Origin of the sequence: Mycobacterium sp. NPDC050441 (genome assembly GCF_040655355.1) — a bacterium.
Classification (GTDB): Bacteria; Actinomycetota; Actinomycetes; order Mycobacteriales; family Mycobacteriaceae; genus Mycobacterium.
Genome location: NZ_JBFAJS010000008.1, coordinates 192,088 through 215,576 on the forward strand (window position 1 = coordinate 192,088; position 23,489 = coordinate 215,576).

General features: G+C 66.6%; 24 protein-coding genes. 10 read left to right on the forward strand and 14 right to left on the reverse strand.

What is annotated here, in order from left to right; all coding sequences use genetic code 11:
• The first annotated feature begins 113 nt into the window (after positions 1-113).
• Both AB0I14_RS24155 and AB0I14_RS24160 read left to right on the forward strand, forming a co-directional pair.
• A complete protein-coding gene (locus AB0I14_RS24155; protein ID WP_358026931.1) occupies positions 114-1,181 on the forward strand; it encodes a phosphotransferase family protein in 1,068 nt (355 codons plus the stop codon).
• The gene (locus AB0I14_RS24160; protein WP_358026934.1) at positions 1,178-2,134 is read left to right on the forward strand and encodes a hypothetical protein; all 957 of its coding nucleotides are present in this window, start codon (positions 1,178-1,180) and stop codon (positions 2,132-2,134) included. Before AB0I14_RS24155 ends, AB0I14_RS24160 begins: the two co-directional genes overlap by 4 nt.
• A 112-nt stretch (positions 2,135-2,246) precedes the next feature.
• Here AB0I14_RS24160 and AB0I14_RS24165 read toward each other — a convergent pair whose 3' ends face one another.
• Positions 2,247-2,669, reverse strand: coding sequence for a hypothetical protein (locus AB0I14_RS24165; RefSeq protein WP_358026936.1), 423 nt, complete (start codon positions 2,667-2,669; stop codon positions 2,247-2,249).
• Between the two features lie 191 nt (positions 2,670-2,860).
• On the reverse strand, positions 2,861-3,115 hold the full coding sequence (locus tag AB0I14_RS24170; protein ID WP_358026939.1) for a hypothetical protein: 255 nt from the start codon (positions 3,113-3,115) through the stop codon (positions 2,861-2,863).
• Between the two features lie 131 nt (positions 3,116-3,246).
• On the opposite strand from AB0I14_RS24170, the gene AB0I14_RS24175 reads away from it, so the two are divergent.
• Positions 3,247-4,086, forward strand: coding sequence for a glycoside hydrolase family 16 protein (locus AB0I14_RS24175; protein ID WP_358026942.1), 840 nt, complete (start codon positions 3,247-3,249; stop codon positions 4,084-4,086).
• Here the strand turns inward: AB0I14_RS24175 and AB0I14_RS24180 are convergent.
• The 4 genes from AB0I14_RS24180 to AB0I14_RS24195 form a co-directional block, all read right to left on the reverse strand.
• Positions 4,068-4,361: a WhiB family transcriptional regulator gene (locus tag AB0I14_RS24180; protein ID WP_358026945.1), complete on the reverse strand. Its 294-nt coding sequence runs from the start codon at positions 4,359-4,361 to the stop codon at positions 4,068-4,070. The two genes, AB0I14_RS24175 and AB0I14_RS24180, sit on opposite strands and share 19 nt — an antisense overlap.
• On the reverse strand, positions 4,355-5,023 hold the full coding sequence (gene phoU / locus AB0I14_RS24185) for a phosphate signaling complex protein PhoU (protein WP_358026947.1): 669 nt from the start codon (positions 5,021-5,023) through the stop codon (positions 4,355-4,357). Before phoU ends, AB0I14_RS24180 begins: the two co-directional genes overlap by 7 nt.
• Before the next feature lie 316 nt (positions 5,024-5,339).
• A complete protein-coding gene (locus tag AB0I14_RS24190) occupies positions 5,340-7,274 on the reverse strand; it encodes a potassium transporter Kup (RefSeq protein WP_358026950.1) in 1,935 nt (644 codons plus the stop codon).
• A 76-nt stretch (positions 7,275-7,350) separates the two neighbouring features.
• Positions 7,351-7,950: a TetR/AcrR family transcriptional regulator gene (locus AB0I14_RS24195; protein ID WP_358026953.1), complete on the reverse strand. Its 600-nt coding sequence runs from the start codon at positions 7,948-7,950 to the stop codon at positions 7,351-7,353.
• Positions 7,951-8,043: 93 nt separating this feature from the next.
• On the opposite strand from AB0I14_RS24195, the gene AB0I14_RS24200 reads away from it, so the two are divergent.
• Positions 8,044-9,243, forward strand: a complete 1,200-nt coding sequence (locus tag AB0I14_RS24200; RefSeq protein ID WP_358026956.1) for an alpha/beta fold hydrolase — start codon at positions 8,044-8,046, stop codon at positions 9,241-9,243.
• On the opposite strand, the gene AB0I14_RS24205 is transcribed toward AB0I14_RS24200, so the two are convergent.
• Positions 9,240-10,388 carry a zinc-binding dehydrogenase gene (locus tag AB0I14_RS24205; RefSeq protein WP_358026959.1) on the reverse strand — a complete coding sequence of 383 codons (1,149 nt, stop codon included), beginning with the start codon at positions 10,386-10,388 and terminating at the stop codon, positions 9,240-9,242. The genes AB0I14_RS24200 and AB0I14_RS24205 overlap by 4 nt on opposite strands.
• A gap of 189 nt (positions 10,389-10,577) precedes the next feature.
• On the opposite strand from AB0I14_RS24205, the gene AB0I14_RS24210 reads away from it, so the two are divergent.
• Together AB0I14_RS24210 and AB0I14_RS24215 are read left to right on the forward strand one after the other, a co-directional pair.
• Complete coding sequence (locus tag AB0I14_RS24210; protein WP_358026962.1) at positions 10,578-12,719, forward strand: M64 family metallopeptidase; 2,142 nt, start codon at positions 10,578-10,580, stop codon at positions 12,717-12,719.
• An 11-nt stretch (positions 12,720-12,730) separates the two neighbouring features.
• Positions 12,731-13,474, forward strand: coding sequence for a hypothetical protein (locus tag AB0I14_RS24215; RefSeq protein WP_358026965.1), 744 nt, complete (start codon positions 12,731-12,733; stop codon positions 13,472-13,474).
• 23 nt (positions 13,475-13,497) lie between these two features.
• On the opposite strand, the gene AB0I14_RS24220 is transcribed toward AB0I14_RS24215, so the two are convergent.
• Genes AB0I14_RS24220 through AB0I14_RS24235 form a run of 4 tightly spaced genes read right to left on the reverse strand, consistent with a single transcriptional unit; the run spans position 13,498 to position 17,376 of the window.
• Positions 13,498-14,175 carry an esterase gene (locus tag AB0I14_RS24220; protein ID WP_358026968.1) on the reverse strand — a complete coding sequence of 226 codons (678 nt, stop codon included), beginning with the start codon at positions 14,173-14,175 and terminating at the stop codon, positions 13,498-13,500.
• An 8-nt stretch (positions 14,176-14,183) separates the two neighbouring features.
• A complete protein-coding gene (locus AB0I14_RS24225; protein WP_358026971.1) occupies positions 14,184-14,627 on the reverse strand; it encodes a DUF6636 domain-containing protein in 444 nt (147 codons plus the stop codon).
• Between the two features lie 35 nt (positions 14,628-14,662).
• Positions 14,663-15,451: an aspartate/glutamate racemase family protein gene (locus tag AB0I14_RS24230; protein WP_358026974.1), complete on the reverse strand. Its 789-nt coding sequence runs from the start codon at positions 15,449-15,451 to the stop codon at positions 14,663-14,665.
• A complete protein-coding gene (locus AB0I14_RS24235; RefSeq protein ID WP_358026977.1) occupies positions 15,448-17,376 on the reverse strand; it encodes a methyltransferase domain-containing protein in 1,929 nt (642 codons plus the stop codon). The genes AB0I14_RS24230 and AB0I14_RS24235 overlap by 4 nt, the downstream gene beginning before the upstream one ends.
• Before the next feature lie 110 nt (positions 17,377-17,486).
• Here AB0I14_RS24235 and AB0I14_RS24240 point away from each other — a divergent pair, with 110 nt between their 5' ends.
• Both AB0I14_RS24240 and AB0I14_RS24245 read left to right on the forward strand, forming a co-directional pair.
• Complete coding sequence (locus tag AB0I14_RS24240; protein ID WP_358026979.1) at positions 17,487-18,620, forward strand: BTAD domain-containing putative transcriptional regulator; 1,134 nt, start codon at positions 17,487-17,489, stop codon at positions 18,618-18,620.
• Complete coding sequence (locus tag AB0I14_RS24245; RefSeq protein ID WP_358026981.1) at positions 18,617-19,471, forward strand: hypothetical protein; 855 nt, start codon at positions 18,617-18,619, stop codon at positions 19,469-19,471. The genes AB0I14_RS24240 and AB0I14_RS24245 overlap by 4 nt, the downstream gene beginning before the upstream one ends.
• On the opposite strand, the gene AB0I14_RS24250 is transcribed toward AB0I14_RS24245, so the two are convergent.
• Positions 19,459-20,895 carry a serine/threonine-protein kinase gene (locus AB0I14_RS24250; protein WP_358026984.1) on the reverse strand — a complete coding sequence of 479 codons (1,437 nt, stop codon included), beginning with the start codon at positions 20,893-20,895 and terminating at the stop codon, positions 19,459-19,461. The genes AB0I14_RS24245 and AB0I14_RS24250 overlap by 13 nt on opposite strands.
• Positions 20,896-20,981: 86 nt before the next feature.
• Positions 20,982-21,443: a lipoprotein LpqH gene (locus tag AB0I14_RS24255; protein ID WP_358026986.1), complete on the reverse strand. Its 462-nt coding sequence runs from the start codon at positions 21,441-21,443 to the stop codon at positions 20,982-20,984.
• A 136-nt stretch (positions 21,444-21,579) separates the two neighbouring features.
• Here AB0I14_RS24255 and AB0I14_RS24260 point away from each other — a divergent pair, with 136 nt between their 5' ends.
• Positions 21,580-22,224: a VOC family protein gene (locus AB0I14_RS24260; protein ID WP_358026989.1), complete on the forward strand. Its 645-nt coding sequence runs from the start codon at positions 21,580-21,582 to the stop codon at positions 22,222-22,224.
• A 23-nt stretch (positions 22,225-22,247) separates the two neighbouring features.
• Entirely contained in the window at positions 22,248-22,835 is a 588-nt protein-coding gene (locus AB0I14_RS24265; protein WP_358026992.1) for a hypothetical protein, read from the forward strand.
• An 11-nt stretch (positions 22,836-22,846) separates the two neighbouring features.
• Here the strand turns inward: AB0I14_RS24265 and AB0I14_RS24270 are convergent, their stop codons facing one another.
• A complete protein-coding gene (locus tag AB0I14_RS24270) occupies positions 22,847-23,479 on the reverse strand; it encodes a cutinase family protein (RefSeq protein WP_358026994.1) in 633 nt (210 codons plus the stop codon).
• Positions 23,480-23,489 lie beyond the last annotated feature (10 nt).

Below are 23,489 nucleotides of genomic sequence, written 5' to 3' on the forward strand. Positions count from 1 at the left end.
CATCGTAGGTCAGGCACGTCGGGCCGGTCCCGGACGCGGAGGCCGGGTCGGCTCCACGCCAACCCCCCCGACAACCCCTAGTAGACAGGTTCTCAAATCTGTACAGTTCCGGTGTGCACTCCGACGAAGACGCCCGACTGGATGCGGTGCGAGAGTGGCTCGCCGCCCGGTGGGGCGCCCCGGTCGAACTGGCCGCTGCCGGCAAACCGGGCAGTGGATTCTCGGCTGACAACCTGATCTTCACCGCGACCGTCGACGGTCGCACCACCACCCACGTGCTGCGCGTCGATTCGCACAGCGAGCAGCCGTATCCCGAACAGGCGCCTGGCCTCGGCACCGGGGTGGAGTTGCAATCCCGTGTCATGGCGGCAATCGGCGACCGCGTTCCCGTCGCCCCGATCGTGGGTGTCGAGCTCGACTCCAACGTCCTGGGGGCGCCGTTTGTGGTGATGGACTTCGTCGAAGGCGTCGTCCCGAAGGAGATGCCCCCGTGCACGATCGAGGGCTTCTATGTGGACGCCGAACCCGGCTTCCGTCACACGATGCTTCAATCCGGCCTCGCCGCACTGGCCCGCGTGCACACCGTGCCCTGGCGTGACCGCGGGCTGACAGATCTCGATGCCGGCGCTCGACCGCTCGGCGCCGCTCGTCAGTTCGAGTTGTGGGATGCCCATCTGCGCAACGCGTTACGCGGCCGAGATGCCGAGATACTCCGACTGGTCGACGACCGGCTGCGATCGGAGCTCCCGCCCGCCCCGGCCGACAACGCCGTCCTGCTGTGGGGGGACGCCCGGTTGGGCAATGTCATCTGGGACGCCGAATCCGGAACGCCGCGCTGTCTGACCGACTTCGAGGGCGTCGCGGTCGGCGAGCGCGAACTCGACCTCGGCTGGTGGTTGATGGCGGACCGCTGGATGCACGAGGGCTCCGGCGTGGCGCGGCTGCGCGGCGAGCCGACGCGCGCCGAGCAGGTGGCCGAATACGAGCGTCTGGCCACGAGGCCACTTGCTGATCTGCATTGGTACGAGCTGTTCGCGGCCTACCGGTTCGCCACCACCGTCGTGGTCGTGATGAACAACTGGGAGAAAACCGGGATGGTCCCGAGCGACCACTTGATCTGGCGCGACAATCCAGCGACCGAACTGATCGCGGCAATTCTGGACGATCGGGGCCACGCGTGATCATCGGACCGTATGCGGACAGCAACGACGAGTTCCATCCCCCGGTCGACGCGGGAGATCCCCAGTGGACCGAGACGTGCTGGTTCACGTTCACCGTGCCGGAACGCAAACTGTCCGGGCAGCTGTACCCGTTCTTCAAGCCGACATTGGGCGTGGCCTCGGCGGGGGCGTACTTCTGGGACGAGACCGGCGACCAGATCTGGAATTGCCTGTATGCCAAGAACTTCTGGCATCTGCCCCTACCCGAGGAGCCATTGTCCGACCTTAGGCTCGGCAACGGCGCGCGGTACGAGGTGATCGAACCGGGGATGCAGTACCGCATCGGCTACGACGATCCCGACGATGGCGACGAGATCCACGTCGACCTGACCTTCACCGCCGTCGCCAAGCCCCATCTACTCGGTGACAGTCACCTTGACCAGCCGGGCCGGTACCGCGGCGAGATCGTCCTTCGTGGCGAACGAATTCCAGTGGACGCCTTTGGGTTTCGGGACCGGTCCTGGGGTAGCCGTACACAACACGGCCAGGGCATCCATGCCACACCGAGTAAGCGCGGCGGGTACAGCTATGCGAATGCCGGTGACGGCCAGGGGTTCCACGCGATCACCATGGACTTCGGGGACGGCACTGCGTACGCCATCCACGGCTACATCATCGCCGACGGGAAGTGGGGCAAGCTGGCACAGGGGCGCCGTGACGTGCTGGATCGTGATGACGGAACCGGCGCACCGACGCGCGTGCGGATCACGGCAACCGATGAGCACGGACGCACCATCGAGGCGGTCGGCTCCACGCTCAATCGGCTGGGGTTCGCGATCAACCCAAACCTGTGGACATGGAACTGTCTCACCGAGTGGTCCTGGAATGGCGTCACCGGTTACGGCGAGGATCACGACAACTGGAGCATGGCCGGGCAGCGACAGTTCGCGCGGGAGTTCTTCGGCGCCCGATAGCTCGCCCCCGGCAAGGTTGAGCGCGCGGCAGATGCAATGAGATTGCGCGCAGGGCTGTGATCCATGAGGAATCACGACCGTACGCGCAATCTCAACGTTTCACTGGCGGCGACTAGGACAGCTTCGTCAAAGTGAAGGCGAACCGGTCGCTGCGTTCGGCCGGACCGCAGTCGCTCGCCTCCCAGGTGGCGAACCCGGTGCCGGTCAGCGTGTCGGCGTCCCAGGACAGCGTGCGTGAGGCAGGGAGCGGGGCGCCCTCACAGGTTCCGGCGTCGGGCCACGGGCTCACCATCGTCCAGGTCCCGCCGTCGAGGTGGGCCCGACCGCCGTACGGGGCCCACGTCGCGCCACCGGTGGCCGCCACGTCGGCGCATCCCTCACCACATGACGTCACGGTCCAGGTGCTCCAGGTGGACGGGCCGTCGTGGTCGTAGCGATAGCTGCCGGTGAGTTCTTCGGCGGCGGCCGGGCTCGCCAAACCGACGGCCGTTCCGGCCAGAATCATCGCCGGAATAATGCCCATGACAAGTCTCACGATCGCACTCCCTGAAATTGGCCCCGACCCGAACCCAAAAAATTGACGGGCAGAGCATCTCACACGAACATGCCTTGGACACAGCGAGATTGACATCGCGGCGGACCGAAGCACCGGCGCTACCAAGCACTCGGCTTAGCTGGCAACCCGGGGCCGCCACCCACCGGGACGGGCCGGCCGAAGGTCAGGAGTTAGCGGGATTCGACCTCGGATTCGACCAACCCGGCGCTGCGGGCGCTGACAACGACGTGTTCCCAGCTGATCACCACAGCCGCGATCATCGTGATGGCCGTCGCGAAGCCCGCCAGCGAGACCAACACCGTCGCCCATTCCCCGCTGGTGGCGACGCTGAACAGGAGGGCGACCAACGCTCCGGCGAGCACCAGCCCGGCGGTCAGCGCACCGCGCCCCCGGATGGCCGGGCGCAAAGAATCGATCAGCGTCATAGAACCCACTGTCCCCGCGCTGCCTGAGCAGGGATGAAGCGTTTCCTATGGAATTGTTCTGAACCGAACTGCCGGCTGGCAAAACCGTTCGATCCGGACTCGCGCACGCAGCAGCGCTAGGGTGGTCCACCATGGCCAACTTGGATCGCCGAAAAATGATGATGTTGTCAGGTCTGGGCGTGATGGCGGCAGCGATACCCGCCCCGCAAGCCCAGGCCCTCCCGACCAAGCCCCTGACACCGCCTGTTCCCGCGCCGTCGGCGCCACAGGCCACGGTGAACTACGTGTTCGCCGACGAATTCGACGGGTCCGCCGGCTCGGCGCCGAACGCATCGAAGTGGACCATCGCGAAGGCCCGCGAGACCATCAAGGACCCCACCTACTGGGAGCAGCCCGGCCGCATCGGCCAGTACCGCGATGACCGCAAGAACGCCTTCCTCGACGGCAAGGGAAATCTCGTCATCCGGGCCTCGAAGGAAGGCGACGCCTACTACGGCGCCAAGCTGGCGAGCGTGTGGGAGGGCGGTGCCGGGCACACCTGGGAAGCCAAGATCAAGTTCAACTGCCTGACCCCGGGCGCCTGGCCGGCCTTCTGGCTGGGCACCCTCGGCGAGGGTGAACTCGACATCGTCGAGTGGTACGGCAATGGCAAATGGCCGTCGGCCACCACCGTGCACGCCAAGTCGAACGGCGGCGAATGGGAGACCCACAACATCGCCGTCGACAGCGGCTGGCACACGTGGCGCACCCAGTGGGATGCCAACGGTGCGCGTTTCTGGCAGGACTACACCGAAGGCGCAAAGCCCTACTTCGAGGTCTCGGCGAGCCAGCTGCCTGATTGGCCGTTCAGCCAACCGGGCTACACGATGTTCGTGGTGTTGAACCTCGCGGTCGCAGGATCCGGTGGAGAAGACCCCAGCGGCGGCACCTACCCGGCCGACATGCTCGTGGACTACGTCCGCGTCTGGTAGGTGGGCTTGGGTACGGGATCACGGCCTGGCCGACCGCTCGCTCTCTTGCGTTCGGCGGCCGTCATCGCACCCCACACGCCGTGATCCTCTGGCAGTCGCAGCGCGTGTTCCCGGCAGACAGACAGCACCGGGCACTCGCGGCAGATCCGTTTGGCCACCTCTTCCCGCTGTCGCAGACCGGTACGTCCGGCGCGGTCCGGGAAGAACACCTCGGTGGCATGATCTCGGCACTTGGCCAGCGACTGCCAGGGCCGTCCGTCCGCGATCCTCAACATCCGACCGCAACCGTGGATCGCGACACGGGGCGACCGGTGCGCTGAAAGGCTGCGCGCACCCCGATGTCAACGGCATGGTCGGCAAAACGCTCGTAATAGCGGCTCAATAACGTCACGTCGATCGCGGCCGCCATCCCGTGGCACCACTGCGGCTCCATCACAATGCCGAACAGCTTGCGGTGCAACGCATCTATCCGGTCGTCGTCGCGACGGAGCTGATCAGCCCGGACGGGATCGCCGAACAGTACGACATCTCTTGCGGCACTGCCGATCTGGACCGCGATCGCAGCCATGTCCGCAAACACGATGCTGATGCCATGAGGGACGGCGCGTTGAGGGTGCCGCCGGCGGGCGGCCTCGGCAACGTGCAACGCCAGCGCTCCCATTCGATGGGCATCGTTGGCGTGCTGCATGCTGGCGACGACGGCGCGCAGGTCCGACGCGACGGGAGACTGCAGAGCCAGCAGACGGTAGGCGATGGCTTCGACGTCCGCGACCTTTGCGGAGATGCGTTGATGATCGTCGACGACTTCCTCCACCGCCGAAATATGCGCGCACAGAAGCGCTTCGGTGGCATGGCTCATTGCGATTCCCGCGGCGTGACACAGCGAGGCAATGTCGGAGGTGAGGAGATCCAGCTGTCGGTGAAACCCATCTCGCATGTCTCCCACGATAAGAGGCGCGAAAGCATGGAAGCGCCCCTTGACCCGTCAACGATTCGTAAGTATTCGGTTGGCGCAGGTGCAGCCAGTGGCGGTGTGGCGTTACGTTGCCAATCGGGCGACTGCCCGCCGCACGCCCAAGCGGATATTCACCGATCGGTGTTGGGTGTCAATGGATGTCATGAGGATTCGAAGATGAGCTACTCGGTTCGTATGCAAAACGTAGTCACGTTCTTGAGAGCCGGCTACCCTCCGGACATCTCACCTCCCGGGCACATCGCGCTGCTGGCGCTGGTCCCGCGACGGGGCGGCCCCGCTACACCTCCAAACGCGAACCGATGATGACTGTCCGCTCGGGAGGCAGGTTGAAGTAACCCGCCGCGTCGGCCGTCACAAGGGAGGTTGCGATGAAAAGCCTTTTGCGCCAGGGGACCATGTTGCGTTCCGGCCCCGGGACCAGGTCCAGATGCGACAGGAAGTACGACGCATTCTCGAGGTCGATGCCGCCTTCGGTTTCCTCGGCGGGTACCAGCTTCAACGCGGCCGGGACATCCGGCCGCTCCATGTAGCCGGCGTGAATCGTGACGTGCAGGATGCCGTCGTCGCGGTAGCCCAGGTCGTCAACCGATACGCGGTTCTCATCAGACACGCGCGGAACGGGTTCGGTCTCGACCGACGCGATCAGGACATGCTCGTGCACGACGTGGTTGTGCTCGACATTGGCGCGCATGGCCAGCGGCACCGTGTCGTCGCCGCGATTGAGGAACACTGCCGTCCCGGGTATCCGAGTCAACGTCGGCCGCTGTTGGGCGATGTCGCTGACAAACGGGCGCAGGAGGCCCTCGATCTCACGGCGGGAAGCAGTGACCAATGCCCGGCCGCGCTGCCACGTGGTCATGACGATGAAGGCGGCGACGGCGATGACGAGCGGCAACCACGCTCCGTGCACGAGTTTCGTGAGGTTGGCGGCGAAGAACAAGAGGTCGACCGTTATCAAGGCCCCGCCGCCGAGCACCAACACCCATAGCGGCCAACGCCATTGCTGCCGGGCCAGGTACAAGAACAGCACCGTGGTGATGGTGATGGTGCCGACGACGGCCATGCCGAATGCGTAGGCGAGCGCCGCTGACGTTTCGAATGCGAACACCAGGGTGAGCACTGACAACATGAGCAACCAGTTGATCCACGGCACATAGATCTGGCCGATCGTCGACGCCGAGGTGTGGGTAATACGCAAGCGCGGCAGGTATCCGAGTTGCACCGCCTGCGAGACCACCGAGAATGCGCCTGTGATCACCGCCTGCGAAGCGATGACGGTCGCCGCTGTCGCCAACACCACCATCGAGATCTGCGCCCATTCCGGTGTGAGGAGGAAGAACGGTGCGCTCGACTTCGTCTCGTCGGCCAGGATCAAAGCGCCCTGTCCGAAGTAGTTCAACGTGCAGGCCGGCAGCACCAGACCCAGCCATCCGATGGTGATGGCGCGCCGCCCGAAATGGCCCATGTCGGCATAGAGCGCCTCCGCGCCCGTCACCGAGAGCACGATCGCGGCGAGCGCGAAGAAGGCGATGTGAAAGTGCCCCGTCAGGAACGTAATTGCGTACGAAGGGGAAAGCGCGGCCAGAATTCCGGGGTTGGTGACGATACCGGCGACACCGCACGCGCCGATCGCGCTGAACCACGCGATCATCACCGGTCCGAAGAACCGGCCGACGACGGCGGTCCCTTGGCGTTGGACGAGAAACAACCCGACGATGATCACCGCGGTGATCGGTACCACCCACGCTTCGAGCCCGGGTTCGACGACCTTCAGTCCCTCGATGGCCGACAGCACCGAAATCGCCGGGGTGATCATCGAGTCACCGAAGAATAGTGCCGCCCCGAACAATCCGAGCGCGGCCAGGAGCATTGTGGTGCGTCGGCCACGGGTGCCGGTACCGCGGCGCAGCAGCGTGATCAACGCCATGATGCCGCCCTCACCGTGGTTGTCGGCCCGCATCACCAGAGTGACGTAGGTCAGGGTGACGATCAGCATCACCGACCAGAAGATCAACGAGACGACTCCGTAGACGTTGGCATCGTTCAGCGGCACCGGGTGTGGATCGGCCGGATTGAACACCGTCTGCACGGTGTAGATCGGGCTGGTGCCGATGTCGCCGAACACGACACCGAGCGCACCGATGACGATCGCCGGTCGCAGAGCGTGGGCAGTGCCGCGTGATTGATCTGCGGCCGGGGACGTGGTGGGCACGAAGGTGGACCATCCTGTCAAAGGTGAATGGACTCAGAGCTTGCGCTGATTGTGCCTCCAGACCCTGGGATCGTGCTCAGGTATCGGCGGCGACGAGCACGAGAACGGCGTCGGTGAGCCGATCCAGGTAGGCGTCGTCGGCACCGAGTTGCATGACTGACTGACGCCAGTAGAGCGCTCCCCCGAGCGTGTCGAGCGCGACTTCGAGGTCGACGTCGTCAGCGATCTCGCCACGCTGCCTCGCGCGTTCGAACAACTGGGCCGCCTTGAGACGTCGCGGTTGTCGGATCTGGTCAGCTATCGTCGCGGCGTATTCGGGATCACGAGCGGCCTCGGCCAGTAGGTCCGGGATTATGGTGCGGGCCAGCCGATGCGTGAGCGCCTCGCGGCCATTGTGCAGGTATGCCCTGACGTCGCCGCGGAGCGTTCCGGTGTCGGGGACATCGATCGCCGCGACGGCCACCTTGGTCACCAGGTCCGCGGCCAGGTCCTGCTTCGATTTCCACCGGCGGTAGATGGCGGCCTTGCCCACCCCGGCGCGCTTGGCCACGGCGTCGACGGAGAGCCTGCCGTACCCGACGGCGGCCAACTCCTCGAAGAATGCGGACTCGATCGCGGCGGTCACGTCATCGAGGAGGACGGGACCGCCCGATGTCCGGCGCGCTGCTGTGGCCACGGGCCGATTGTACGAGACGGAACGGTTGCGTTCCGTTTCATCGGGACCTACTCTAATCGAGACGATGCAGTTCCGTTTCGTTAAGGAGGAACCATGAAATTCCTGTTCGACGACGAGTCATTCTCGTTCGAGACCCTCCGCGCGGCCGGCTACGCCAACGCCGGCGGTGCCGATCTGGGCGAAATCCTGGTCACCGCCCGCGCGATACCGGACGGCGATGAGGCCGCCTGGAATCGCGAATGGAAGGCAACGGCACAACGGGTCGAGGAGCTGGGCCGTCAATCGCTGGCCGCCGGTCACCCGGTCAGCGCGCGCGAGGCACTGCTGCGGGCGTCGAACTACTACCGCACCGCCGAGTTCTATCTCCGCGACGATCCTTCCCACGACCCTGAGCCCAAGGAACTGTTCAACCGATCGCGCGAGACCTTCCTGGAGGCAATGGCGTTGTTCGACTTCGGTTTCCAGCACATCGCCATCCCGTACCAGGACACCACCCTGCCCGGCTATCTCTACTCGGTCGATGACTCCGGCCTCCCCCGGCCGACTGTCATCTTCAACGGTGGATACGACTCGACGCTCGAAGAGTCCTACGTCGCGCTCGCGGCCGCAGCGCTGGCGCGTGGGTACAACGTGCTGGCGTTCGACGGACCCGGCCAAGGCGCCGCGTTACGGGAGCAGGGCCTGACCTTTCGGCCCGACTGGGAGGCAGTGCTGACCCCGGTGGTGGACTTCGCGCTCACCCGCCCCGAAATCACGTCCGCGGCGATCACCGTATTCGGCTACAGCCTGGGCGGCTATCTGGTGGCCCGCGCGGCGGCCTTCGAGAACCGGCCCGCCGCAATGATCCTCAACGACGGCGTCTACGACTTCTATGCGGCGATGGCCAACATGATGCCTCCATTCCTCACCGGCTGGATCGACGATGGCAACGACGAGGCCGCCAACGCAGTGCTCGGACTGCTGATGGCGGTGAACACCCAGACCCGCTGGGCGATCCGAAACGGACTGTGGGCCTTGGGAGTCGACTCGGCTGCCGATCTGGCGCGAGCTTTCAAGACATACACGATCGCCGACGTGGCCGACCGCATCACCACCCCGGCCTTGGTGCTCGACGCCGAGAACGACCAGTTTTTCAAGGGTGAGCCGGCGCGGGCGGCCGAGGCGATGGTCAACGCGAAGACCACCCTGGTGACACTCTATGAGGCCGACGGCGCCGGCGAGCATTGCCACATGGGTGCCGCGTCCCGGACCAATCAGGTCATGTTCGATTGGCTCGACGAACAGGTCGGCTAGGGACCAGCCTGCGGGGTCACCAGGTATTTCTCACCGGTCGCCTTCTTGAGGTAGCTGTGAAACACGGCGGGCGTGAGCATATCGGCCAGTGACACCTCTTGGGTGTAGTTACTGGCGAACGTCGTGGTGAGTTCCGCTGCCACTCGCGCGCGAAGTCTGGCGATGGTCTCCGCCCCGGCACCGGCGAGAAACGGGGTGAGCAGCCATCCGCCCACACCCCAGGCCATCCCGAAGTTTCTGGTGAGCACGGTGGGGCCGGTGTCGAGGCTGCCGTAGATGTACACCTGCTTGTGGACGGCCGACCCATATCGGGAGTACTGCGCCGCCGTCGCGTTGGCGGCCTGCTCCATGCCGTTGAGGATCTGGCTCGCCAGCGTGCCTCCGCCGGTGGCGTCGAACGCGAGCGTCGCCGACGTCGCCTTGAGCGCCTCCACGAGGTCCGTCTCGAACGACGGGGACGCCGAGTTGCAGACGTGGACCGCACCCAGGCCGCGCAGGATGTCTTCCTGCTCGGCCTTGCGGACGATGTTGACCAGCGGCACCCCGTCGGCGAGGCAGGCCTTGACGAGCATCTGGCCCAGATTCGACGCCGCGGCCGTGTGCACCAGAGCCGAATGTCCTTCGCGGCGCATGGTTTCCAGCATTCCCAGCGCCGTGAGTGGATTGACGAACGACGATGCGCCCTGCCTCGCCGACGCGCTCTCGGGCAGGACCAGACACGCCGCGGCGTTGACCACCCGGTACTGCGCGTACATCGCGCCGCCGGCGATCCCCACCGTCTTGCCGAGCAGGGCCTGTGCGGCCGGCGACGTTCCCGCGGCCACCACGGTGCCCGCGCCTTCGTTGCCCACGGGAAGCGATTCCCCGATGCGCGCCGCGAGCCCCGCCAGCGAGCCCGGCTTCAGCGGTGCGGTGACGACGGGACGTTCCGGGGTGCCCGCGACTGTCGCCGCCGACATGTCAGCGACGCTGGGAATCAGCAGACCCAGATCCGACGGGTTGATCGGCGACGCCTCGACCCGGACCACGACTTCGTCGGCGCCCGGGGCCGGTACCGCGACCTCGTGCAGCGACAACTCAAGCGTGCCGTCCGGTGTCACCAACGACCGCAATTCCAGAGCAGTTTCGGGCAGGGCTTCGATCATGGTTGAACCCTATGTCCGTTGCGCGGGGCTACACGGTGCATTTGCCCCCGGTGAACAGGTCACAGGTGGTCTGCAGGCCGTTGAGCACCCCGGCGGGGCCGTTGAGCGATAGTCGAGTAGCGCACTACGCGTTCACTTCCACCCACCACGGCGCATCGTTGGAACCTCACCTGATGAGTGGGGGCCGAGATGGCAGACAGCGTGACCGTCCTGCAGGACGTGGGGACAGGGCTGTTCAGTTTCAAGAAGACGCTGGCAATTCTCGGCGACGGTTTCGCGGCGGGCGCCGACCAGACGATCTACAACGACTTCGTACGTGACGTCGTGATGAAACAGGTCTTCGGGGCGGCCAGCTACTACAACGAGGACGCCGCCGCGTGGAACATCCGGCGCGTCAACCTCGAATCGAAGCACTCGGGTGCGAGCGAGCGCACGTGGAACGATGCGGGGACGCCGACCGACATCTCCGATGACACGTCCACGGACAGCATCTTCGACACCGCGCTGAACATCATCGCCAACGGCGCCTGGTGGCACAACTGGTTCGAGGACGGGACCGGTACCAGTACCCGGATCAGCAACGCGATCAACAAGTGGGCCCCGGGGGCGGACTTCACCCTGATCATCGTCAACTCGAAAAAGCCGGGCGGACTGCGCACCGGTACCACCCTCAAGGTCACGCTGAAGGAGGGTTGGTCGACGATCGCCCACGAATTCGGGCACGGCTTCGGCAATTTGGCCGACGAGTACAGCGCCAACGGCAAAGGGGCGTTCACCGATTCCGATCCGGGGAGGGTGAACGTCACGCTCGAAACGAAGCGCTCCAAACTCAAATGGAACAACTTCGTCAATCCCTCGACGCCGGTTCCCACCGGTGTCGGAGCGGCCGCGGGTTGGACCGTCGGCACCAAGCCCGCCGGGTGGGACGACGCCTCCGACGCCGGACTGTTCGAGGGCGGCCACACGTTCGAGACCGGGATCTACCGTCCGGTGATCAAGTGCCGCATGAACAGCAACGTCCCGGACTTCTGCCCGGTCTGCTACACGGAGCTCAAGAAGCGCTATCGCGTCGCCGCCGACCACGACTTCCGCAAGGCGGTGCCGGGGCGGTTCACCTCCGTTGTCGGTTCGGAATTCATCGTCCCGGAGAACCGCGCGTTGACCGTGTACCAAGCCGACGGCAACCGGTGGGAACACAAGAAGACCACCGCCGCAGCGGTTCCCGGTATCTGGGCCATCCGACCTGGCGATTCCTACCTCGCGGCCGACTTCGACGGCGACGGCCGCGACGAACTGGTCGTATTCAACTCCACCGACTGGGTTTTCCCGTATCTGGCACTGATCAAGGTGAACACCGACGGCACGATGCGCGTGCTGGCCCGCTACGACGGGGACATCCCCGGGTGGGGTGGGTTCGCGCGCAACGATCGGCTGATCGCCGGTGACTTCAACGGTGACGGAAAGGTCGACCTGCTGATCTACAACTTCGACGACTGGTCGATGCCCTATGTGGCGACGTTGATGTCGACCGGTACCGGATTCACCCAGAGCCGCCGCTACGACGGCGACATCCCAGGATGGGGCGGGCTGGCCCGCCACGACCAGATCTTCGTCGGCGATTTCGGGGGCACCAACCACGACGACCTGCTGATCTGGAACTCGAAGGACTGGAGCAGCAAGTACCTCGGCCTGTTCCGGATGAGGCGCGGAGCGTTCAGCTGCATCCGGTTGTGGGAGAACGATATTCCAGGCTGGGGCGGTTTCGCCGAGCACGACAGATTCATCGTCGGCGACTTCAACGGTGACGGTAAGGACGACCTTTTCCTCTTCAACGGCAGCGACTGGGCGAACCCGTACCTCGCGATGTTCCGTTCCACGGGAAGCGATTTCACCCGCAGCAGGATGTTCGACGGCGACGTCCCCGGCTGGGGCGGGATGCGTCAGGGTGACCAGTTCCTGGCCGCCGATCTCACCGGCAGCGGGAAGGTCGGGCTGTTCGCCTGGAACATGGTCGACTGGTCGCACACCTACGCCGGGCGGATGATCTCCAGCGGCGCCAACCTGTCGGCAGACTTTCGCGAGGACTGGATCGGCGAGTGGCGCTTGGGCGCATCGAACATCTTCAACCGGGTACCCACCTATGAGCGGCTACGTCCGCCGGTGGGCGAGGGGCGCCGGATACTGCCCGGTCCGATTGTCCTGCGCGGTCCAGACCGCGTGCTGGTGCACAACCGTGACTGGCTGGGCACTTTCCGCGGCGTCCAGCCGCTACGGCTGAACTGTATTTACAACAAATGGGTGCACAACTACCGGTACGGCAGAAACTGGTGATGGAGACGAAGATGACTGATTCGATTGAACGGCCGTCGAAGAACCTGCGCCGGCGACGGCCGTTGGGCACGACCACCGACGGGTTCGCCCGCGGTCAGGCCAAGGACGGCGGCACACTGTCGGCGCTGCGCCGGGAGCAGACTGGCCGTCCCAAGCCCTCGGTGGCAGCGTCGGAGGCGCTCCACGGCCGTGGCAGCACCGCGAAGAGGAAATGGGGTCCCCAGGTGGCACCGGAACCCGAACCAGGCGACCAGGACCGCAGTGTCCGCCTGCGCCTGCAGGTCCGCCGCGGCCGAATCACCGTGCTGGACAGCGCCGTCGTCGAGGCCCCTGCCCCGGATGAGGCTGAGGTGCGCGGCTCGACGTTTCTCGAGGTGCGCGCCGGCGATCGCGTGATCGCGCTACAGCCGCTGGTCGATCCCGGGCTCAGCATCGGCATTGCCGACCCGGCGGATTCGGCCGACGATTTCCGCGGACACCGGGTCGTGCGCGAAACAAGCTGGGAGACCGCGATTCGCGTACCCATCGGGGCGCTCGCGACCATCGCACCGGGCGACCTGTCGATCTCGATATTCGAGGCACCCGAACACCTGGTGCTCGACGCACGCTCGTCGCAGTCGGTCGCCTCACGGGTCCGAGCCGCGACGGAGCTGGCGCGCAGTTCACAGCTGCGGGCCCGGGATCTACCCGACGGGGTGTTCGGTGGACGCGGGCGCAAACGCACCCGCCCTGCGCCCGGTTCGGCGGACTACTGACCGATGCGGATTGCCCTGCCCGATCAGGCCAGTACCGAGGCGAGTTCGCTGCGTGACACTGTGATCCGCTGGGGTCCGTCGACCTGAGGCCCGACGAGTCCCTGGGCGAAGAAGAATGTCAGTGCCTCGTCGGAGATCGCGAACTGCTCGAAGTCCTGTGCGTTCAGGTCGTCGACTGACGCGTCACCCCCGAGCCCGCGTCTGTCCAACTCGCGCTTGACGATCGGCGCCAACAGCCGCACCGGGTCGGTGCCGGGTTTGAACAGCGTCGCCAGGGTGATCGGAGCTCCCTTGCCGAGGTCGTAGTTCAGTGCGTGAAAGCTGGTCACCGGATGCGCACCGAAGTCAGAGTTCAGCGCGAACACCAGGCTGCGGGTGCCGGCCTGCGGCGGGCCGGAATGGTAGGCGCTGCCCGCAATGGTCAGCAGATACGAGAATTCGCGCACCGGGTAGGCGTCGGCGGCATGGTTCCAGTCGGTGCGGGTGCCGTCGACGAATTCCGTCACCGCCTGCTGGTCGGGATAGTCGACCGGAAAGCTGATGTCGAGCTTGTAGCGGGGTGTCACGGTATGACTCGTGCAGACGCCGTCCGCGTCCACGGTGCCGCCCAGGGCGGTGCACGCCGATTCGGCGTCGGCGACACCCGGGGCGGCAAGCAGGATCGTGGCGGAGCTCAGGGTGGCGACGATCGCGATCTTCACGGGATCCCCTAACCGAGTTCGAGAGATTCGCGCGACATCCGGAAGAAGTGTCCGGAGTTGGTGTCGGTGCACGTCACACCAGCGGGCTGCGACTCACACTTGACCGGGCCGGCCGAACGCGTCTGACCGTACGCCAACGTGGGCATTCCGGGGTCGAAGATGGTGTCGCCGTGGCAGTGCACCTCGGGTGCGCTGCCGGGCTTCAAGCTGACGCGGTCGCCCCAGTCCAGGTGGCAGTCCGCCGGCTTGGCCGGCGCGGTGTAGGTGTGGTCCCGGATCTCGCATACGACACCGTTGGTGCCGTCGAAGCCGGTCGGCACCAGACACCAGATGTTGCCCGACGGGGTGACGAACTTGGGTGGCGGCGGGCAGGCGTGTGCGGTTGCGGGGAGGGCGATGATGGCCGCTGCCGCGGTGAGTAACGGGATGAGGTGACGCCGGTTTGTGCTCATGGCATTGAGCATGCGGGCGCCGTCTTGCGGAATTCTCAATGGAATCTTGCGCTGCGTTCGTCGGCGGTGGCGGCCGGTTCGGCGGTGAGTTCCACGCCCCAGGCGATCGCCGCGCTGCGCCGCATGGCCTCGGTATCGCCGCTGGTCAGATAGGTTCTTTCGGCGACGCGGCCGGTTCGGGCAGCGGGGTGGCGTGCGGCGACGACGGTGGCCAGCCGCTGGGCCGGGTCGATCAGTGCGGCGTCCGGCAGCGCGTCGGCGAACCAGTCGCTCACGGCCGGATAGTGGGTGCAGGCCAGCACCAGGGCCTGTGCCCGCTTGAGCGGGGCGACAATTCGGTGCAGGTCGGCGACGAACCCCGGTGAGCCGGTGCTGCCGGCCTCGATGTGTGCCGACAACGGTTGCGCCACCCGTGACAGCACCTCCCGGCCGGGACGGGCCAGCCCCCGCCGGTAGCAGCCGCTGGCGATGGTGCGCCGCCCGCCGACGACACCGACGTACCCGTGGATCTCGTCGGGGACGGACGCCAGGCCGTGATCGATGATGCCTTCCACCGGAACCGGAGCGTGGGCCAGCCGCGGGACGACCGTGCTTGCCGCATTGCAGGCCAGCACCACCTCGGTGGCGCCCCGGTTGGCGAGCTCGGCGATCACCGCGGAGAGCCGGGCAGCCAAGTCCTCGCTGCGCATCCGGCCGTAGGGCGTGGCGCCGGCATCCGACCAGTACAGCACCGGCAATCCGGGCGCGCACCGGTCCAGCTCGCGCACCAACCCGATGCCCCCGATCCCCCAGTCGAGGATGCCGAGGCACGGCGCCGGCGTCATGGGTAGGTGAGCGGGGCTGTCAGCCCCTTGGCCAGCGGTCCGGAGTCGAAAGCCACCACGCGCTGTGACAGCGTCGCGGTCAGCAGCCGCGGCCGCGTCCCGGGGAACCGGCTGGCGAAGTACCAGCGGTACTCGTGTTCGGCACGGATCGGGTTGTGCCGCAGCATCTCCCGCCAAGAGGGATGACTGGTCAACGCGGTCAGATCGGCGGCGAACCGGGGCCGGGCGCGACGGGTGCGCAGGTGCTCAGATACCGAGCGGGCGAGCACCGGGAGTTCGCGCAGCCGTACCGGGTGCTCCACCATGTCGACCACCCACAGCCTGCCGCCGGGCGCCAGTACCCGGCGGATCTCGGCCATCACCGGATCCCAATCCAGGTAGCGGAACGACAGAAAGCAGATCACCACATCGACATGGTCGTCAGGGATGTCGAGTTCCGGACCGGCGACCGCGGCGAACCGCAGCCGCGGGTGATGGCGGCCCCGGCGGCGCGCCTGGGCGAGCATGCCCGAGGAGATGTCCACGCCGACGCCGTAATCGAGCACGCCGTCGTCGTCCAATGCGCGCAACAATGCACCGGTGCCGCAGCCGATTTCGAGTACCCGCAGCCCCCGACCGAGATCGGCCCTGGTGCGGGCGGCCCGTTCGTGCACCCACCGCCATTCGGCGCCGCGCACCCTGATGTCGGCGTAGGCACGGTCGTACAGCTCGGCCACCGGATCGTAGGAGCCGTCAGACCCGGCGGGGTTGGGCAGGCTGCGAACCGGCGGGTGCGCTGCGGCACCCAGGTACTTGCGCGCGGTGCCCAACGGCCCGTGCGACTTCCGGCCCGGCGTGTCGATCAGGTAGAGGTCGGGGCGGGACACCGGGCGCCGCCCCGCCCAGGAGAACCGGTCCTTGCGCGCCGACACCGTCGTGTAGTTGCGGTTACCGAAAGCGGGCACACCGAAGACGTTCGCGAAGAACGGTGCGAACCAGCGCGCGGTGCGGCAGGCATGAAAGTAGGCGTGCCCGGTGGCGGTGAAAGGGATGGTCATCGAACGCCATTCGTGCGGTGAGAACTGCTCGGGCCAGGCGGTCGATCCGAACATCGGGCCGTACATTCCGGAATGACTGATGAGGTGCAACTGGTCGATCACGCGGCCGGCCTCGGCCAAGCCGGTGAGCTCGGCGACGAAGTCCGCCTTGTGATGCAGGCCCGACGCGATGACCTCGGCATCGGGATGGGCGGCGGCCAGCTCACGCGCCATCGTCGCGGCAGCCACCGCGAACTCGTCCGATCCGCCCCGGTAGTGCGTGGTGTGAGCCACCCAGATCACCGGCGCCGCAGTCCTTTCCGGTGCTACCTGGGCGAACGGGATGCGCGGGTGCTGTCCTTGCGGGATCCAGGCACCGTAGTTGCCGATCAACTCCAGCATCTCGGACCGGTCCAGATCGAACACCCGCATGCTGGTTGCCGGTGGACTGTAGAAATGCAGGGTCAATCCACCGTCCAGGCCGGCCATGTCGTGGATGACGTCGCTGGTGATGCTCGTGACCGCACCGGCGAGGTGTTCGGCACTGCTGGTGACGGTCAACTGTGGACCGTCCCAGCCGAACCGCCGCTCCTCGAACCGCCCCTCCAGGACGATCACGAAACCGCCTGCCCCGCCGTGGTCGTGCGGTGCGCAGCGGTGGCCCGGGCGCCACCGGGCCAGCATGATCTCGACGTCGTCGTCGACCCGCAGGATCGTCCGGGAGTAGGGCTCACCGTCATTCGGCTCGGACGCCAGCGCGGCCAGCGCGGGCCGCATCCGGACCGCCCGTGCCAGCAGTTCGGGCCCGGGGACCTCTCCCCTGATTGCGACGCCGGCCAGTGTGTCGAGCAGCGAATCCAGTCCGGCAGCGTCGTCGTGCCGGGCGGGTAGGGGCGAAATAGTGGTCATGTCGGAACGATGACGCCGACACCTTGCGGGATTCTCAACGGATCCTTGCGGTAGCGCCGCGCGGCGTCACAATGGGAGGCGAACGGCGCCGAACACCGGGAAGGCTTGCGATGAGTGAATCTCGTCTCGGGTTCGGTCTGTTGGGTCCGTTGCAGGTCACCGTGGACGACACCCCTGTGGCACTGGGTACGCCCAAACAGCGCGCGGTGTTGGCGGTCCTGCTCATCAACCGCAATCGGGCGGTCAGCACCGAATCGCTGATCGACGCCGTCTGGGACGGTGAGCCCGTGCCCGCGGCCCGCGCCACCATCCATACCCACGTGTCCAACCTGCGCCGGCTGCTCGGCAGCTCTGAGGGGGAAACGCATGCCGCGCTGGTCAAAGCGGCTCCCGGTTATCGGCTCAACGTGGCCGTCGGCAGTTGCGATCTGGACCGGTTCATCACCGAGAAGTCCGCGGGGATCAACGCCGCCGCGGCCGGACGATTCGAGGCGGCCGGCACGCACCTGTCGGCCGCGCTGGCGCAATGGCGCGGCGAGGTCCTCGAGGATCTCCGCGGATTCCGGTTCGCTGACACCTTTGCCTCGGCCATGGCCGAGGATCACGTGTTGGTGCACACCGGCCGCGCCGAGGCCGAGATCGCCTGTGGGCGGGCCGCGACCGTCATCGCCGACCTCGAAGACCTCGCCGCCAGGCATCCGTACCGGGAACCCGTGTGGGCCCAACTCATCACCGCCTACTACCTCGCGGAGCGGCAGTCCGACGCGCTGGAGGCCTACCGGCGCGTCAAGTCCGTGCTGGCCGAGGAACTCGGCATCGATCCCGGGCCCACGCTCAGCACACTGCATGCGCGGATCCTGCGTCAGGAGCGCCTCGACACCAAGCAGGCCGCCATGGCCACCGCCGCGCGTACCGTGAGCGCCGGAGGCACGGCCGCCAGCCGAGGTTCAACGGCTGCCGCACTGCGCGACGCCACGGGACGACGATATCCGTTGCAGCCGACCGTCACCCGGATCGGGCGGTTGCCCGACAACGACATCGTCCTCGTCGATGCCGAGATCAGCCGCCACCACGCGGTGATCATCGACACCGGAAGCAGTTTCGTCATCACCGACCTGCAGTCGGCCAACGGTGTGCAGGTGCGGCAGGAACGTATCCACCCCAGCGCCACCATCGGCGACGGGGACCACATCCGCATCTGCGGTCGTGAGTTCACCTTCGAACTTCAAAGTGCTGCACCGTGACGTCCGCTCACCGGGGCCGGATGTGGGCTCTCATCGCGGTCTTCGCGGCGATTGCGCTCGCCGCGGGAGTCATCATCGGGACACACCTCGCCCGGCGCCCGAACACCCGGAGCGCTGCTCCCACCGCATCGCTGGCCGCGGAGTTCGCCCAGTTGGAATCCGGGCTGCACGCCGTCGCCGGGATCGCGATCAGCGGCGTCGGCCCCGGGCAGGAACCAATATCGTTGGGCGAGTGGCAGAGCGGCCCGGCCTGGTCGACGATCAAGGTGCCGTTGATCATCGCCGCGCTGCGCGCAGAGGTGCCGCCGCAGGTCACCGAAGCGATGACCGCGGCCATCACCCAATCCGACAATGCCGCGGCCGAAGCGATCTGGGACGGCCTGGGCACACCGGCCGAGGCCGCGCGCAAGGTCGAAGCCGTCCTGCGACAGACCGGTGATCCGACGATCGTCCAATCTCAGCGTGTGCGACCGGAATTCAGTGCGTCAGGGCAGACCGACTGGCCGCTGACCGACCAGGCGCGGTTTGCCTCAGCGGCAGTGTGCGACAAGGAAAACGACCCGGTGTTCGACCTGATGGCCCGCGTCGAACCCGACCAGCGGTGGGGTATCGGCACCATTAAGGGCAGCCGGTTCAAGGGCGGCTGGGGACCGTCACCGACGGGTGGTTACCTGGTTCGTCAGATCGGTGTGCTGACCACTCCGACCGGAACGGTGGCCGTGGCGTTGGCCGCGCTGCCGTCCTCGGGGAAGTTCGAGGACGGCACCGCCGCACTCACCACGATGGCCAACTGGCTGAGCGAGCGGCTCAGCGCCGTCCCCGCCGGTGACTGCCCGGCTCACCAGAGATAGACGCGGGCGTTCTTGCCGCCCGTGCAGGTGATCCAGCTGTCGCCCGGGGACTGCTGACAGTGCATCAAGAAGTTGGAGCCGTCGCACAGCGCACCGGGCACCTTGCCGCAATCCACCGCACCCGGGGCCGACACCGCGCGGGGCAGCGGGCTCGCGTTACCGTACTCAGCCCAGTACGACGTCAGCACGCTGTTGGTGAAAAGGCATGAGGTTTCCGGTGTTCCGCGCCCGGCCCGGCTGCCGAACCCGGTGGCGGTGGTGACCGCGAAACCGTCGTCGCACGACTGGTGCAGGCTGCTCTGATCAGGACCGGTGACCAGTGGCGGCAGCGGACCTCCCGCCTTCGCCGGGTCCCGCCCCGCCGCGGCTGGCGGTGCGTCCGCGGGTTGGCCGGCGTTGGTGACGAGCATCCCGATCACCACGCCGAGGCCCCCGAGGATCAGCGCGGCCGCCACCGCGATGACGGTCGGCAGCACCCAACCCCGCCCGCGCGACTCGGAATGTGCAGGCTCGGCAGGTTGATTCAGCTGTGGACTGACCGTTGGGGCGGCAAGGGGCGACGCGAGGGTCGGCGCCTGGTGCGGTGCGGTCGACGGCGCCGAGCCGGCCTGCAGCGCCCGTTGCGCCGCCCGGCCCAATCCGCCGGCGGATCCGTACCGGTCGTCGGGGTCCTTGGCCATGCCCCGTGCCACCACGTCGTCAAGAGTCATGGGCACGGTGGGATTGGTGGTGCTGGGGCGCGGAGGCGGTGCGGAAATATGTGCGGCCAGCACGCTTTCCAGGTTGTCACCGACGAACGGGGGGTGGCCGGTCAACGACTCGTACAGCACGCACGCCAACGAGTACGAATCGACCGCCGGTGTCACCGTCTGGCCGGTAAATCGTTCGGGCGCCATGTAGTTCAGGGTGCCGATGCGGGATCCCTCGGTGGTCAACCGGCTATCGCCCTGGCTCTCGGCGATGCCGAAGTCGACGAGGTAGGCGAAATCGGCCGGGGTGACGATTATGTTCTGCGGCTTGATGTCCCGGTGGATCAACCCCGCCGCATGCGCGGCGTCCAGGGCTGCCGCGATCTGGGTGACGATCGCCACCGCCCGCGCCGGCGCCAGCGGACCGTCGGCGATCAGATCCGACAGCGTCGTACCCTGCACCAGCCGCATGTCGATGTAGAGGCTGCCGTCGATCTCGCCCCAGTCGTGGATGGGGATGACGTGCGGTTCCTGCAGGACCGCGGCCGCATGTGATTCCCGCTGGAACCGGGTACGAAACGTGGTGTCGCTGGAGTACTGGTCGGCGAGGATCTTCAAGGCCACGGTCCGGTTCTTCTCCGCGTCGAAGGCCTCGTAGACCTCCCCCATGCCGCCCTGTCCGAGCAGGCGCGTGATGGCGTACTTGCCGAACGTCGTACCGACGCGCGAATCCACTTCCGATCTCCCCTGGTCGTTCGGTATAGACGCAGTATCGCCTGCGAGGCCACGTGATGCAGATGATTGCCAAGCATCCGGTCCGGTCAAGGGCTCCCGATCGCAGGCACCGTGTCGGGAGGGCCTTTCGGGCGCTGATAGTCGGGGCAGGTGATCTCGATCTTCACCTGCCGCCAGCCGGTCCCCCGGTCGTCGGCGGGCATCCGTCCACTGATCGTGTAGGCGTCGTCGACCTTGATGGCCGTCATCTCACGCGATTCCTTGGTGAAGCCGTTGGCCTCTGGGATGTGGAAGCCCGCGGCCGTGACGACCAGGCGGTGTGCGGTCGCCAGCATCACCCGGACGCTTTGTCTATGGTTCGTCGCCGACGGCGAGGCGTAGATCAGCAGGTTGCCGTCAGGGAACCTGGTGCAGGTGACCTGGGCGGCCAGGGTGTGGACGTCACCGTCGATCACGATCTTCACCTCGGACAAGCCGGCCCCCGACGCACAACCCGCCAACAGTGCGATCGCAGCCGTCGGCGCTGCGATGCCGACGCGGGCACGCATCTGTGCAGTATGAACCGGCTGTGGCGCCGGAGCGACCGGAACGCGGGAGGGGTGAATTAGGTACCCGACTACGCTACGCAACCCGCGTGCCCGGCCGGACACTCATGGGACGAGAACCCCGGGAAGGGGCACGGCGATGAGCCTGCGAGGCGAACAGGGCAGCGACACTCGGGATGGGAACCGACTGGCGCCGGACTACCTTGCGCACTGGGTGGTCAAGACCGCACGCAGCGACGAGCTGATCGCTTGGTATGGAACGGTATTCGGCGCCCGTGTCGTGCACGAAGATCCCAGAATCGCATTCTTGACCTGGGACCAGGAAAGCCACCGCCTCGCGGTGGTCAAGGTCCCGCGCTTCCTGCGGTACGTCTTCCCACTCGCTCGGCTGCGCCGGAAGTTCTACGGCGTCGACCATCTCGGTTTCACGATCGGGTCATTGGAACAGCTGTTGTCGACCTATGAGCGGCTCAAGAAGGTCGGTATCACCCCGGTCTGGTCGATCAACCACGGTCCGACCACGTCGTTGTACTACGAGGACCCAGATGGCGTCCGGCTGGAATTCCAGACCGAGAACTTCGCGACCGCGGAGGAGACCGCGGAGTACTTTCTCAGCGGCTCCTTCGCCGAGAATCCCATCGGAGTCAATTTCGACCCCGACTATCTGCTCGAGCGGCTGCGCAACGGCACCGACCCGGCCGAACTACGCCGGCAAGGAGCCGGCACCCGCCCCGGTGCCAAGGTGCGGGCGAACAAACGCGCCATTACGTGGAAGACGCTCTGAGGCGACGAGAGAGGCGTGTGGACATGGGCAACTCGATGATCAGGCTGACCTGTGTGGTCGGCGCGGTGGTGGTCGGCTTGTCCGCACCGGCGACGAGCCAGGCCGAGCCGTCCCCCGTACCCCCGGCCGGCGGCACGGTCACGCTGCAGGACTTGCTATCCGCACCGGTACCGGCGCTGTGCCAGCACGATCCGGGAGACCTGGTGAACGGGCAACTCCCGCCGCAGGATTCGCATCCCGGGACGGTGAGGATCGCCAAGCGATACGACCAGCAGGACCCGACGTACAAGGTTGCATTCGGCAACCTCACCGGAGGTGCCCACACCGATGCCGCAATGGTGACCGACTGCAGCGCCGGTGGGGTGCCCTGGCCAGAGACCGTGCAGCTGTACACATCCGGACCGACGCTGTTGGGAGGGGTGAACCTGAGCGACCTCACCCACAGCCGGGAGGTCGTGACCGATTTGTCGATCAGCGACGGTGCCGCGCACGTGAACTGGTTGGCCAACGCACCCGACGATGGCGAGTGCTGCCCCACCATCAAGATGGCTGCCGACCTACGGTGGAATGGCTCCACGGTGATTGCTGAGAACGTCCGCAGGCTCAACTGAGCGGCGGACGCCTAGAGCTTGCCGGCGGCGAAATCAGCTGCCTGCGCGACCTTTCCGGACTGCACATAGGACACGTGAGCCCCCATGTCCCAGCCGCCTTCCCAACAGATCGGGTCGGACTGGTTGCACTGATCGATGGAGTTGGCGGCGTACTGCGGCGCGAGCGTCGGCAGCGGTTGCCCGGAAGCAAGCAGACCGGAGAAGCTGGTGCGCGGGGTACCGAACAGCGCACTGGCCGCCACGTGATCAGCGACCTGGGGAGACGCCTCGTTGGTGGCATTTTCGATGACCGCCGCGCCCTGCGAGTAACCCCCGAGCACCATCTTCGTGTTCGGACAGCTGGCCGCGATGGATTCGATGAGCGCTCGCGCCGCATCCGAGCCGGCCGGGGTGCTTGTGTTGAAGTCGTTGGTCGCCGGATAGTCGACCGCCGCCGCGTCGACGGTGCGCGGCGCCACCCGCGACTGGAGATCGTCGACGAAGGGACCGCCGACACTGCCCAGGCCGGGCGGCTCATTGGTGCCGCGGGCGAACACCACCTCGACGTCGGGACACGGTGCCGCTACAGCGGGCGCAGACGTGACCGTCGGGACAGCTGCGGCGAATGCCGCCAAGGCCAGAATCAAAGCAGGCTTGCTGGTCATACCGACCGAT